This is a genomic window from Sphingobacterium sp. Lzh-3, from assembly GCF_046764375.1.
Lineage (GTDB): Bacteria > Bacteroidota > Bacteroidia > Sphingobacteriales > Sphingobacteriaceae > Sphingobacterium.
The window spans coordinates 2689137-2703363 of sequence record NZ_CP177226.1; the positions used below are offsets into that span (position 1 = coordinate 2689137).

The following is a 14227-nucleotide window of genomic DNA, read 5'->3' on the forward strand; positions in this document are numbered from 1 at the left end:
CTTCTAAAAATACTAATTAGGGGTATATTCTCCCTTTTGGTCGCTATTAGGTACAAATGTTGCCGTTAATGGCGGCGCTTGACCAACAACTGGATTCGCCGATCCCAGATTCCATTCTGAAGTACACACTTTGGAATCATTTGGTTGGCAATCAAGGCCATCTTCATCTCCGTAGATGTAATCAGCTGGATTTGTAGAAGGGCTTCCAGTTGTGTTATAATAACGATGGATTCCAGCCAACTTCTTATTAGCGGCTGCTTGTTGTGTAAAAGACTGCGTCAATATTGCGCCGCCTATTGTTGCTACGCCTAGTAGCACTTGTCCTAATTTTTTAAATTTTTCCATTTTTTTGGATTTTAAAATGTATAACTTTTATGCTTATAAGGGCAAAGATTCCCGCAATCAGCCAGATAAGATTAAAGACGATATGCGTTTTCCAGCCCATAGATTCGATCACACCACCACAGTGACAAAGCTTTTTGTCTGCAAACCGGACCATCAAACTTAGGTAGAGGGTAAATACCCCCATCAATAGGTTTGATGCCCACAGTGCAGAGCGCTTAATCCGATATACAGGCACAATCAGCAGGATAGCCAGCACAATCTCCAACGTTGGAATACCGTAGCCAATCAGTTTCGCGTAAGCGCCCAGATAGGGGATCTTGCTATTACCTCTGATGAAAGTAGCCATGTTCATAAACTTGGCCCAGCCCGTATACATGTATAGAAAAGCATAACCGTAGATGATCACATCAGGCAGACGGCGATAGATCGAGCGCGCAATCCGGTGGATTAAACCGCCGCGTTTGCTGAAGCTCGCCCGCTGCTTCTGTTGATGTACCGATACTGTGATTCGCTTTTCCATAAGCTTGTTTGTGTTGTTGTGTTTTATGTTTGTTTGCTGCGGAGCCCTTCGGCCGGAGACCGATGGATTTCCTGGTTGATCTTGCCACTCACCGGCATCGCGGGAACAGGGCAAATTTTCGGCGGTAATGTGTTGTCTTCATATTTTAGTTTTTAGTTTGTTTATCAAAGTTAGTGCGGCAAATAGCCAACGACCTGTAGTTTTGGCGGTCTAACGATCTATTTTTTAGAAGGCCAACAGCATTTTGTCCAGTAACAACGGACAGCGGCTAGACTTCCTTGTTGCGGTAATCTGTCGGAGAAAGGCCCATTTTCCGTTTGAATAGCTTGCTAAAGTAGTCGGGGTCGGTATAGCCGGTTTCCAATGAAATGGCGACAATGCTGAGCGTACTTTTTCGCAGCAGCAGGCAGGCGCGGTCGAGCCGGCTGTCGCCAATATATTGACGGATGCTTTTTTTGAGCTGTACCGCGGCAATACGGGAGAGCTGGCTTTTGGTCCAGCCAAGTTGCCTACAGATGACGCAGATGCGCAGCGCCAGATCGTCGTTGTAATTGCGCAACAGGTAATCTTGCAGGGATTGCCCCGCAGCAGCAAGCCTGCTGTTAGTGGCCTGCTGCTGTCGGGACAATTGCTTGTGATACCGCGCGATGCACTGCTCGAAAGCGCACAGTACAGCGAGGGAATCTTTGAACTTCCGGATCGGACTGAACCGTATTCTATCCAGCAGGGCGCACATAGCTTTCGACAGGGGGATGTAGGGTAAGAAAACGGCTGCAGGGCTGGCACTGAGCCAGACCGAAAGCAGCTCGGCAAAAGCCGGAAAATGCATTTTCAGGTCGCAGGGCCATTCCTGGTCAATGCTGATGAGCATAAATCGATGCTCGCCAGCGGGAAAATGAAGCAGGTATTCGCCGGCAGGATGATAGCCCAGGCAGATACTGTTGCTGGGTATACCGAACAAGTGTTGCTGCGCTTGCCCGTACATTGCTAACTCGCCTTCAAACAGTGCCATTAGGCTACAACAGGGTACAGCCACCGAATAGGGAATTTGCATCGCCACTGTGCTGCTGATTTCAACAAGCTGGATATGGACGCCAAGACAGGGGCGCGATTGCAGGGCAATACGGCAATCGGGCAGGTGGATCAGCTCCCAAGGAACAGCCTGCAGCGGATACCGCACAAAGTCGGGCTTACTGCGTGTGCTGATGGGCTGGATGCCGCGTATGGCGAGAAATGGCGCAATATGAAACGGACTTTTCCTCATACGATTTTGCTGGCCTAATAAGCATCCGTACGCTGGAAAGTCCAGAGCCGCTCGAAATTACCGCCCACGTACTCCGGTTCGCTGCGCAGGCAATCGGCTTGCGCCGAACGGTACCTGATCCAGATACCTACTGTAAAAGACAGATTGCCCGTGGTTGTGGACAGGATAATATCCTTGGCGTCTTCATCTGTAAGCCGTTTCTCTTTTCGAAAGGGGATGGGAAGGCCCAGGCCCCAGCTAGAGGCAATGACCGCACCCATGCGTGTATTAAACTCGGTCGATAGCTGGCTGATCTGCCGGAGCTGTCTTTCGTTAAAGTCAAAATGCTCGCACAGAAAGTTTTTAAAATCACACCTTACGCGTTGGATCTGCAGCGCTCGGAAGTCTTGGGGAGCCGATAATAGGGCCTGCTGGAAACGGATAACTCCAGCGGTATCAAAGGAATTTTTCATAATCAAGTTCGCTTTTTTTGAATGAACTACAAAGAAAAATGCTATTTAAATCGCTGTCAAGGGCTGTTTGTGGCAGATTTACAGAATGTGTAAGGTTCTGTACATTCTGTACCGTATTTTCTGTTTTTAGTTCCATCTAAGCCGAAGCGGTGATAACTACAAGTTTATATAATTATCTATTTGCTTGCTATTTTTATCTATGATGCTGATTTTGAATAAAGTAAAGATTACTTTTATTGCTATGGTTACAAAAAGGAATAAAAGTTTGAAAATAGGCGTATACAGTTTGGGTATTCTGCTTTACGCCATTTGGATCAATATGGGGAGCGCCATCGATCATCTGTCGGTCCGTTGGCACAGGCCGAATACCTTCTTTTTTATCGGGGCTACCGTGGGCCTGCTCGTGCTGTATGCTTACTTCATTGCCTGGATGCTCCATTGGGTTTATGCTGCGCGATCGACGATTATCCAGGTTTTTAACCATCGGCTCTTGCGCTACCGGGCACTACTTTTCTTAGGACTGACACTGGGGCTGCTTACGGCTGTGCACTTGCTGCTGATGACGGCAGTATTGAGCCAGCACCGCGGGTATACGATTTTCAACAGTTACTTTAAACATGATTTTTGGGTGTTCTTTGTGCCGCTGCTGCTCTACTGCATATACCTGTACCGGCACCCGCAGCTGGCACTGTCTACATTTAAACGCCTCGGTCAACTGGAGGACTGTAAAGAGGAACTCGAACTAAGGCAACAGGATCTGATCGCACAGCGCGGCAGCCTGCTGAACGCCAATGCCGACCTGCGCAGGCAGGAGCGCAATCTGCAGGAGCAAATGGAACAGCTGCTGCAAAAGCAGGGTGAGCTCTCGGAAGTGATCCGCGAGCTAAAAGCGGACAGCAATGGCCCCGCGCTTCCTGATAGCGCGCTCCTGAAGGTCTGGCAGGAGCAAAGGAGCATGCCCGCTTTACTGGCCTATATTCGGTCACTGCAAGTTGCTGGAATACCGGCAGACCGTAGCATACTGCAGGTGCATCAGGTTGTTTTCCTGTACCGTAAAAACCGTGTCTTTTTTATAGGCGACAAAGATGGCGACAAACAGATGATTTCGGATAGGGCAGGTCAGGTGCTGATCGCTTCGGAATGGCTGGTCAAAGTGAGCAATACGTATTACATCAATATGCTCTATTGCTATAGCCAGCTGCAGAAATATGAAGGTGCCGATGAAAAGGAAGGGGCCAAAATGCTGCTCCTGGATCCTGCTGTACGGGCGTCGATCGAAGCCCAGCTGCCTGCATCAGAACTCAATGCCATGTTAAAGGTAACACGCCGCTCGCGCGAAAGATTTTATGCTTTCTGGGAATACTCTAAGCTCCTGACATTGGACGAAAATGGATTGTTTTTAAAATTTCGGATCAAGGGGGACCAACTGTCTGCAAGCTAAGAGCTAAAATAGCTTCCCCGATGGCTTTGCTGCGGTGCTTGTGGCCCCGGAAAAGAGGCCGCGGCCAAGCCGCAAACTGGCCCCTCCGCACGCCTTGGCTTAGGACGCTGTCCGTACCTGCTTCGTACCAGCTTCGGAGCTCAACAGCTTGCCAACAGTAATTGACCACTAGTGAACCAGATTTTTTCTGTTTAAAGTCTGGTCAATAGCTGTAGAATAGCTGTATAACATCTGTTGCTGTTCCGAAGCAGGTACGAACATGGGGCGAAGCAGACGTCAATCCGGCTGCTTATTCTCAAGAGGTGTTGACTAGGAAATGGTAGGAGTGATTTAAAACGAATAGGTATGAAAAAAAAATTAAAGAAATTTGATCTGAAATGATAAAAGAAATACCTCCCTAAAAAAATACGTGTATGTAATTTAAAATTCCTATATTAAACATCGAAAGTAATCGATAGTTAACCAGCTTATTTCATACCATCGAACCTAATGGAAGATAACGTAAAAGCTTTATTTGAACAGAATTATTATGGACTCGTCGAGCTTTCGCGCCGTTTGGTAGGTAGTAATGAGACCGGTGAAGATATAGTACAAGATGTATTTGTTAAACTTCTTGCTAGTGATATAGCTCTTCCGGGTGGCGAACAGCCTGCCAAATCTTATCTTTATACGATGGTCAAGAATGCTTCGTTGAGCCATCTCCGAAAAATAAAGGTTATCCACAATTATCGTCAGTCCAATCCATTGATCGAAATATCCGATGAAGATATATTGGAAGATATAATATATGCCGAAGTCATTAACCAATTGTATGCATCCATTCGGAATCTTCCCGAAGCCAGTCGGAATATTTTTAACATGGCTTACTTTGAAGAAAAATCAAATTCAGAGGTCGCTGAGTCTTACGGAATCTCGATAAATACTGTTAAGACGCAAAAACGAAGGGCAATGGCAAGCTTAAAAAAGATGTTGTTCCCGGTATTGCGGTCTATCAAAATCCTACTATTTTAAATTTTTTTTATTTTCTTGTCATCCTTTCTCCCTACTTGCGCGTCTTGTTGATAGATGGCGTCATAGAACTAAATTATGGAATCAAATTATTTAAGGATAGCCCAATTAATGGAACAATATCTTAGTGGAACAATATCTGCCGAAGATCTGCTGGAGCTGCAACGGTTTCAGGTATTATATCCAAGGATAAAGACCTGGTTGGACAATAGGGAGGCCAAGCAAGAGGAAATATATGATCTTCTGAGAGCACATATGCGTGAGGATATTCAAGTAAAATGGGACTCGATTTTGGATGAAGCTCAATTGCACCGTAAAAGAAAGAAAACAAAAAAGTGGCTTGTTGCTGCCTCTATTATTGCAATACTCGCTATCGGAATCTGGGCGGTACCTCATTTTTCTATGGATGAAAAGGTATTGGTCGTAACCCCAAAAAGTAAGTACGTAGTACCGGGAAAACATCAGGCTATTTTGACATTGTCAAATGGGGAGACGATACTTTTAGGAGAAAAAGACAATACAACAATTCATGAGGGCCGAAATCTTATGAAAATAACAGATAACCAACTTGACTATGTTGCCACAAGCAAAGATGAGGTCTACTTTCATAAACTAAAGGTGCCTATTGGTGGAACCTATCGTGTCCAATTAAATGACGGAACAATAGTATGGTTAAATGCTGATTCCGAAATTGAATATCCCTCCGTATTTATTGGAAATGAACGACGTGTATCGATCAGAGGCGAAGCTTTTTTTGAGGTCGCAAAAGATTCTTCCAGACCATTCCGTGTGAAAGTTGGCGAATCTACTGTAGAAGCTGTAGGGACAGCTTTTAATATCAACACTCATTTCCGGGAGGGACAGATCAAGACAATTCTGACGGAAGGGAAAATAAAAGTTAGTGTTGCCGATAAATCGGTATTGATAGACAAAGGAAATGCGACATTGGTAGATAACAAACGAATAACCATCACAAAGGCCGATCTGGAAGAAGCACTTGCATGGAAAGATGGATATTTCTATTTCGGAGGTAAGGATCTCAAGAGCATCATGAATGAGATTGCGCGGTGGTATGATCTCGATGTGGAATACAAACAGCCTGTAAGTGAAGAAAAATATCAGGGTGGAATTAAACGAACGGAATCTATTCAGGCTGTATGCGCTGTGCTGGAAGGGCTAACAGGGCTGGATATCCAAATCAAAAACAGAACATTAATGGTAAAACAAAAAGGAGGCCAATGATAGAATAATTAATACACAGCGTAATAGAGAATCTAAAAACAACTGGAGGTACGGGAATACCTCCAGTCAGAATATAAGGCTCTAAACGAACTATAGTACTAACACAATTACAAGTAAAACCTTATCTAATCAAATGTATGGAATTTAAGTATATATGGCAAAATCTATTTGCCAGATGGCGTAGCCATATGCTGTTAAAAACACTACTAACCATGAAACTTACTGTATTTCTCGTAATTATGGGGACGTTGAGTGCAGTTTCAAAAGGTCTGGCCCAAAAAGTTAGCCTTAAATTGAACAATTCAACAATGGAAAATGCCTTGGGAGCAATTAAGGCTCAGACGGGCTTTCGTTTTATTTATAAGGAAGCGACCTTAAAGAAGGCTTCCAATGTCAATATCAATTTGACTAAAGTACCGTTGGAGCATGCTTTAAAACAATTGTTGCAGAACCAACCGCTAGACTTTCAGATGTATGAAGGCACAGTTGTTATCGTGCCGAAATCGGATAAAAAAAATCAGCCACAGGAGCTTGCAAACGCAGCCATCCAGCGTGATGTACAAGTGACGGGCTCCGTTAAGGACTCGGTTGGAAGAATACTACCCGGTGTGTCTATCTTTCTCAAGAGCAAGCCGAGTGTCGGCACAACGACTGACCTTAACGGAAATTATATTCTAAAGGTACCCGCTACCGACGTGCTGGTATTCAAAATGGTGGGTTATCGTACCGAAGAAGCTCCAATTGCTGGCCGAACCAAGATTGACATTATCTTAGAGCAATCTTCGGCCTATGTGGACGAAGTAGTCGTAACTGCATTTGGACAAAAGACCTTACGCGAGAGTGTCGTCGGTGCAGTCACCTCGGTTTCACCTCGGGAGCTACGCACCGGTAGCAGCAACTTGACAACAGCCCTGCAAGGTCGTGTAGCGGGCATGATATCCTTTCAGCGTAGTGGTGAACCCGGGCTCGACAATGCCGACTTCTTTATCCGTGGTGTCGGAAGTTTTGGTGTGAATAATTCGCCCCTCATTTTGGTCGATAATATGGAGGTTACGTCGACAGACCTTGCGCGGATCCCCGTGGATGATATTGAGAGCTTTTCGGTGCTTAAGGATGCTGCTGCAGCAGCAGTATACGGATCTAGAGGAGCAAATGGTGTATTGCTTGTTACAACGAAGATGGGAAAAGAAGGCCCGGCACGCCTTAATTTCCGGGTGGATCAGCGGCTTTCAGCTCCGACAGAAAAAGTGAAAATTGCTGATCCGGTTACCTGGATGAAAATGCAGAATGAGGCCTACATGACCCGGGATCCGTTAACAGAACGTCGAAACCTATATTCGCCTGAAAAAATAGCACGAACCGAAATTGGAGATGATCCTTATGCATTTCCATCGGTAGATTGGCTCGGGATGTTGATTAAGGAAAAAACTAATACTCAGAACTATAATCTAAACATTACGGGTGGAAGCCAGATTGCGCAGTATAATATCAGTGGAAATTTGACACAAGACTTTGGGTTGATCAAAGTCGACCCTTTGAATAGCTTCAATAACAATGTGAATTTTAAAGTGTATAACCTTCGTAGTAACATCAATATCAATGTAACCAAGTCTACAACACTTGCAGTAAGAGCTTTGGCCAACCTTCAAGATTATAGTGGCCCAATTGTTGGAGGGGCTGATGCATTCAGGTATGCCTTACGCTCTAATCCAGTCCTTTTTCAACCGGTTTACAAACCGGGGATTGAGCAGTCTTATATCCGGCATCCAATGTTTGGGAATGCAGAGGATGGACGGTATCTAAACTCCTATGCAGAAGTGGTAAAGGGGTATCAAAATTATAAACGAAGCAATATCGTGCTTTCTGTCGAATTGAACCAAAAGTTGGATTTCCTGACAGAGGGGCTTCGCTATCGTGGTATGCTTAACATAACACGTAACTCTTTTTTTGCTGAAAATAGACAGTATAAACCGTTTTATTATGAATTTATGGGCTACGATGCGAACAATTCTCCGTATTATAACCCACTTAATCCTGAGCAGGGAACTGAATATCTGGATTATAGTCCAGCAGAACGTACCAATGCCGCCATTTTCCGTCTGGAAAATCAGATCCTCTATGACCGTACGTTTGGTAAGCACACATTAAGTGGCATGTTTCTAACAGCAATTCAGGACCGCGTGGAACCAGATACCCGGACTCCTTCTTTGCTGAATACATTGCCCTATCGCAACGTTTCTTACTCAGGACGGTTTACCTATTCTTTTGATAAACGGTATTCTGCCGAATTTAATTTTGGATATAATGGTTCAGAACGATTTGCGGACAAACACCGCTGGGGATTTTTTCCTTCTGCCGGTCTAGCCTGGAACGTACAGAATGAAAGCTTTATGGAACCTTACCGGGATGTTGTGTCATTGCTTAAATTTAGGTTTACACATGGTCTGGTGGGGAACGATGTGATTTCTGCTACAAGTTCTCGTTTCTTCTATCTCTCAGATGTTGATCTCAATTCGACCAATCAATCCTATACATGGGGAATGCCCGGCGAAACTCGGAGAACGGTTAATGGAATAAATATCAGACAATATCAGAACAGCGATATCACCTGGGAGATTTCCAAACAATCTAATCTTGGTCTGGAACTTGGACTTCTTAAAAATTCATTTAAATTGACTGTTGATTATTTTAATCAAAAGCGTTCAAATATTGTACAGACGCGAGCTTCTATTCCATCGACAGCAGGGTATTCTGCTAATATCTTGGCGAATGTTGGCAAATACAGCTCACGGGGTATCGATGCCGAGATGAACTATTCGAAATCTGTAAATTCTGATTTATGGTTTCAGGCACGTGGTACGTTTACTTACGCCACAGGAAAATATGTCAATTATGAAGAACCTCAATATGAATACCCCTACTTAAGTAGAATTGGCCTAAGTGCGACACAGCAAAGAGGATATGTTGCGGAAAGATTATTTAATGACGATGATGAGGTGCGCAACAGCCCTTCTCAGACTTTTTCCGAACAGGTACTCGGCGGAGATATCAAATATTTGGATATTAATAAAGATGGCGTCATTAACTCCAATGATATGGTGCCTATCGGCTTGCCAACCACACCTGAAATCAATTATGGCTTTGGTCTGAGTACAGGCTATAAGCGTCTTGATTTTTCGTTCTTTTTTTCAGGGATGGCACAGACCTCACTATTTATTGATCCTACTTACGCTGGATCCGCACCATTTGGCAGTGTAACAGCGCCAAATGCTGTGCTACAGGTGTGGGCAGATAGCTATTGGTCGGAAGGCAATCAAAATCCTTATGCGCTGTGGCCGAGACTAAGCACAACGCCGATGGCAAATAATACGCAAACAAGTACATTTTGGATGCGTAACGGAAATGTCTTTCGCCTCAAACAGGTCGAGCTGGGATTTGAATTAAATCCGGAAATGGCCAAACGCTATAAATTTCAACGGTTTAGAATCTATGTGAGTGGGACTAATTTATTGAAATTCAGTAGTTTCAAAATGTGGGATCCTGAACTTGGTGGTAATGGATTGGGGTATCCGTTGCAACGCGTATTTAACCTGGGTATTAATGCAAGCTTTTAATTATGAAAAGAGGAATTACAAAATATTTAATTGGTGTGTTATCGGTATTTATCGGTATGTCCTGCAGTAAATATGTAGATGTGGTACCGGATAATGTCCCGATACTCGAACATGCTTTTGCTAGTAGGGTAATGGCCGAACGTTATTTGGCCACCTGCTATAACGCTATGCCCAATTTTAGTGGATACAACAGTAATCCGGCAATCATGGGAGCTGGTGAAATATGGACAAACGAACAGATCGCATCTGCTGGTAAGAATATTCTTCGTGCTGCACAGAATGCCGATAGCCCTTTGCTGAATGAATGGGATGGTACCTCCAGCCTTTGGCGCGGGATATCGGATTGCAATATATTTATAGATAGTATAGGTAAAGTTCCAGACATGCCTGTTGAAGAGCGAGATAAATGGAAGGCTGAGGCTACCTTTTTGAAGGCTTTTTACCATTATGAATTGTTGAAGCGTTATGGGCCAATTCCTATTGTAGACAAATTTATCCCTGTGGGCTCGGATTTGGAAAATTATGCTGTGGAGAGACAACCTGTAGACGATGTATTTGAATATATTGTTAAAACGATTGATGGCGCCATGGAATTTCTTGACCCCAATGTTGTCGATATGAATGCTGAAATGGGACGTGTTAACCGCATCGCGGCAAAGGCCATAAAAGCGGAAGTACTGGTTTATGCGGCAAGCCCACTATTCAATGGCAACCAGTCGCAGCTGGCTATGCTTAAGAACCAAAACGGAAAGCAGCTCTTTAATACTACTTTTTCGGCCGAGAAATGGACCAAAGCCGCCAATGCGTGTCGGGAAGCGATTGAAGCAGCGGAACAGGGCGGAAAATCGTTGTTTGTTTGGCAGGCGCCTCCGGGAGTTAATATAACCCGTCCGGAAGCAATAGCTCAATTGAGTTCCAGATTAGCTTTTAGCCAAAATAAGGATAATACAGAAGGGCTTTGGTTTTACTCCAATAACCTGATCGGAAGCGATGTTCAGTTGTCTTATATGCCGCGCGGCTGGGATGCTAATACGCAGTCGAATGCAAGTATTCGTACTTTTCTTTCAGCCAGTCAGAACATGGTCAATAAATATTATAGTGCCAATGGGGTGCCTATCGAAGAGGATAAAACATATCCCTACAGTCAACGTTTTGAGGTGGTTAATGTTACAAATACCAAATACCAGTATGACGTTGCGCTCAACAATCAGACTATTCGCCTGCACCTCGACCGAGAACCGCGTTTTTATGGGAATATATCATTCGATGGTGGCCGTTATTTTATGCGGAGCAATGCTACAGAAGCTGCAGCGTTTAGTACCTTTTATCGGCTAGGAGGAAATGTGGGGATAAATAATGGTACTTACTATAATGTAACGGGATATGGAGTTAAAAAATATGTGAACTATGAAAATACGTTCGGCGCATCCAATTCAATGAGTATTGTATCTTTCATTGCACCGGTAATTCGTTTGGCTGATCTTTACTTGTTGTATGCTGAAGCATTGAATGAAGCGAATGGCCCAACAGCCGAAGCCATATCTTATATTGACAAAGTACGTGCAAGGGCAGGGCTCAAAGGGGTCGAAGTTTCCTGGCAGGAATATTCGATTTACCCGAGTCGTCCTTCGACAAAGGAGGGGTTACGGAAAATTATTAAAGATGAGCGCACAATCGAACTTGCTTTTGAGGGCAAACGTTTTTGGGATCTGCGCCGTTGGAAAGACGCAACAGAGGAATTGAGCAAAGAAGTGGTGGGTTGTGATGTTAATCAGCAAAATCCCAACCTTTATTACAGGCAAGTGGTATTCTATTCCCCAAGCTTTACAGAACGCGATTATTTTTGGCCGATCAGTCGCGCGGAATTGCGTAGAAATCCCAAAATGGTTCAAAATTATGGATGGTAGTTTTAAAATAATGAATATGAACTTATTGTATAAAAACAGGAAATTGCTTAGGCTTTTAAGCTTAGTTGTGTTCTTTATCGCTCTTTTTCAGGCCTGTAAGGAAGATGTGGGTATACAGCCTATTAAAGAAGGGGGCGTATCCGGACAGGTAACAAATGTGCGCACCTATTCGTTGGCTGGCGGGGCAGTTATTAAATATGATCTTCCTACAGATAGAGATTTCCGCTATGTAAAAGCGGTTTATGTGTTGAATAACGGTAGTCGTGTAGAGACTAAATCCACACAATACAAGGATTCCCTTCGTGTGGAAGGCTTTTCGGTCGCTGGTAAATATGATGTCGAACTCTACTCCATCAGTGTCGGTGAGGTGGCATCCAAACCTGTCGTTGTTACAGTAGATGTTTCTACGCCTTATAATCGATTAATCTCAGCGAGCCTGAAAGGTGATTCAAAGTTTAATTCTACCTATGGTGGAGTCAATATTTATATTGACAATAAAGAGAAGCAGCCGCTGGTGGTCGTTGTCATGAAAAAAGATGCGGAAAACAACTGGAAAAATATTGATACAGCGTATACAAGTCTGGAAGCGCAGACCTTACGTGTACGTGGGATATCTGAAGGTTTGAGTACATTCGGTGTATTTATTCAGGACAAATGGCGCAATAATTCGGATACTATTGTGAAGGAGTTAGCACCATTGGAGGAGATATTGATTCCGAAAGATACCTGGCAGTTGACCCAAATCGCAGTCGGTGCCATCGGTGGTGATTGGGATACTTTTAATGCGACTTACGGTGGACGTAGTTTGAAGTATAAGACCTTATGGGATAATAAGATGACAGTGCATGGGGATGAGGCATGGTTTGCATCGACGCCAATCCCTTTTTCATTCTCAATTGATCTTGGTGTGCCAGCTATCTTAAGTCGTATTAAAACCTGGCCGAGACTGTCTGATTTGAGCGGAGCGTACACGACTACTCATGTCAAGAAATTCCAGGTATGGGGATCGAACAATCCGGATATGAATGATCCGAGTTTTGATAAATGGTTTTTGTTAGGGACGTTCGAAAGCGTTAGGCCATCGGGTTTACCCTTTGGACAAGCAGCCACAACAGAAGACAAAAATTATGTAAAACAAGGGGAAGAATGGGATTTTCCAGATGTCAACCCTACAGACACTCGTTATAAGAATCGCTATATCCGAATCAAGGTATTGAGCACATGGAATGGTATTGAAGCTTCAGACAAAAATCCTTCTGCGATTATCATGTCTGAGATCACATTATGGGGACAACGTTAATGAGAGATTGTTTAAGACTAATGCATGAAATTATGAAAAGAAAAATAGTATATATATGTGTTCTTATAGCAGGGCTTATTTCTTGTAAGAAGGAAGACCACTACTATAAGGCCTACCTCGAGAATGCAGAGCGTTACTATCCGGGAGCAGTAGATTCGTTGGCAATATATCCTGGTAATGGCAGAGCTCAGGTTCATCTGCGTTTAAGTACCGACCCAAAAATCAAGAAGATACGACTGGTGGTAACCAACGACTTAAATGCGCTAAAGGATACGCTTTATTACGCGATTGCGGCTTCGGAAATTGGTAAAGAAAAAAATATCGTTCTGGACAAACTGAAAGAAACCCGTTATACCGTAAATACTCGGGGATTTAGTGCCGAAGGAGATAGTTCCAAAGCGGTTACAGCGACAACATCTGTGGAGGGGGAACGTTATGGTGCAACGGTTTTAAGTCTCAATAGGGTATTCAGTAATTTTACGACCTCTCCAAACGGTCGAAAGCAAGCCGTATTTTTTGTAGAGACTGTAGGCAGTGGCTTCTCACCGCTACAAGGGACAACGATTTATTTTGATAAATCGAATGGTGCGCGTGATTCCATTTTTTTGGCTCCCTTGGATTTTGCGGTTGAATTTCCCATTGATATCAAGCCTAAGGGAAATATTTCCTTTGTCAGCTATTACAAAAAGACAATGTTTTCTTTGGATAGTTTCAAAACAAATGAGATTGTGGTCAATTATTAGTGTTTCAGATAATAATGTATAAGATGATGGGGGGCTAAAAGTCCCCCATCTGTTTTTATATTAATCAGCTTCATCCCGCACATGTGTTGTGCTCTCAAAAGATTGATCCTCGTTTTCCTCGGCTGCTTTGACCATCACAGCAACGGCACCTGCTAATTTTCTTTTTCCCACCAACCCAAAAGTGGCTTGTATATGGTACACCAATAGCGGTTATTTTGGTGTGGTGCAAATTCTCTCCCTTCATTATGGACTTTCTAGCACAGTCAATTTGGACTGTTTCTGCGCTTGACGCTGCCCTCTATGTTGTACTGCCAGGTATCCTTTTTATCATTTCTTCGGTGTTGGCCTTGCGTCTCATGATCAGGTATGGAAAAAGGTGCTGCTGGTGGGC

The 14227-nt window shown here is 43.8% G+C and carries 12 protein-coding genes; 7 read left to right on the forward strand and 5 right to left on the reverse strand.

Features of this window, described 5'->3' with window-relative positions:
• Window positions 1-12: 12 nt before the first annotated feature.
• The 4 genes from ACLCDV_RS11055 to ACLCDV_RS11070 all read right to left on the reverse strand — a co-directional run bounded on the left by ACLCDV_RS11055 (window position 13) and on the right by ACLCDV_RS11070 (window position 2581).
• Window positions 13-345: a hypothetical protein gene (locus ACLCDV_RS11055; protein WP_411973698.1), complete on the reverse strand. Its 333-nt coding sequence runs from the start codon at window positions 343-345 to the stop codon at window positions 13-15.
• Window positions 332-865: a MauE/DoxX family redox-associated membrane protein gene (locus ACLCDV_RS11060; RefSeq protein WP_411973699.1), complete on the reverse strand. Its 534-nt coding sequence runs from the start codon at window positions 863-865 to the stop codon at window positions 332-334. Before ACLCDV_RS11060 ends, ACLCDV_RS11055 begins: the two co-directional genes overlap by 14 nt.
• A 268-nt stretch (window positions 866-1133) precedes the next feature.
• A complete protein-coding gene (locus ACLCDV_RS11065; RefSeq protein WP_411973700.1) occupies window positions 1134-2129 on the reverse strand; it encodes a helix-turn-helix domain-containing protein in 996 nt (331 codons plus the stop codon).
• 14 nt (window positions 2130-2143) lie between these two features.
• Window positions 2144-2581 (reverse strand): hypothetical protein, encoded by a 438-nt coding sequence (locus tag ACLCDV_RS11070; protein ID WP_411973701.1) that lies wholly within the window; start codon window positions 2579-2581, stop codon window positions 2144-2146.
• 199 nt (window positions 2582-2780) lie between these two features.
• Between ACLCDV_RS11070 and ACLCDV_RS11075 the strand changes: the two genes are divergently transcribed.
• From ACLCDV_RS11075 to ACLCDV_RS11105, 7 genes are all read left to right on the forward strand, one after another.
• On the forward strand, window positions 2781-4022 hold the full coding sequence (locus ACLCDV_RS11075; RefSeq protein WP_411973702.1) for a hypothetical protein: 1242 nt from the start codon (window positions 2781-2783) through the stop codon (window positions 4020-4022).
• Between the two features lie 489 nt (window positions 4023-4511).
• The gene (locus tag ACLCDV_RS11080) at window positions 4512-5033 is read left to right on the forward strand and encodes an RNA polymerase sigma-70 factor (RefSeq protein ID WP_411973703.1); all 522 of its coding nucleotides are present in this window, start codon (window positions 4512-4514) and stop codon (window positions 5031-5033) included.
• A gap of 75 nt (window positions 5034-5108) precedes the next feature.
• Window positions 5109-6272 (forward strand): FecR family protein, encoded by a 1164-nt coding sequence (locus ACLCDV_RS11085; protein ID WP_411973704.1) that lies wholly within the window; start codon window positions 5109-5111, stop codon window positions 6270-6272.
• Window positions 6273-6484: 212 nt separating this feature from the next.
• Window positions 6485-9886: a TonB-dependent receptor gene (locus tag ACLCDV_RS11090; protein ID WP_411973705.1), complete on the forward strand. Its 3402-nt coding sequence runs from the start codon at window positions 6485-6487 to the stop codon at window positions 9884-9886.
• 2 nt (window positions 9887-9888) lie between these two features.
• The gene (locus tag ACLCDV_RS11095; RefSeq protein ID WP_411973706.1) at window positions 9889-11793 is read left to right on the forward strand and encodes a RagB/SusD family nutrient uptake outer membrane protein; all 1905 of its coding nucleotides are present in this window, start codon (window positions 9889-9891) and stop codon (window positions 11791-11793) included.
• Window positions 11794-11809: 16 nt separating this feature from the next.
• On the forward strand, window positions 11810-13093 hold the full coding sequence (locus ACLCDV_RS11100; protein WP_411973707.1) for a DUF5000 domain-containing lipoprotein: 1284 nt from the start codon (window positions 11810-11812) through the stop codon (window positions 13091-13093).
• A 32-nt stretch (window positions 13094-13125) separates the two neighbouring features.
• Window positions 13126-13836, forward strand: a complete 711-nt coding sequence (locus ACLCDV_RS11105; RefSeq protein ID WP_411973708.1) for a DUF4998 domain-containing protein — start codon at window positions 13126-13128, stop codon at window positions 13834-13836.
• 60 nt (window positions 13837-13896) lie between these two features.
• On the opposite strand, the gene ACLCDV_RS11110 is transcribed toward ACLCDV_RS11105, so the two are convergent.
• Window positions 13897-14037, reverse strand: a complete 141-nt coding sequence (locus ACLCDV_RS11110) for a hypothetical protein (RefSeq protein WP_411973709.1) — start codon at window positions 14035-14037, stop codon at window positions 13897-13899.
• Between the last annotated feature and the right edge of the window lie 190 nt (window positions 14038-14227).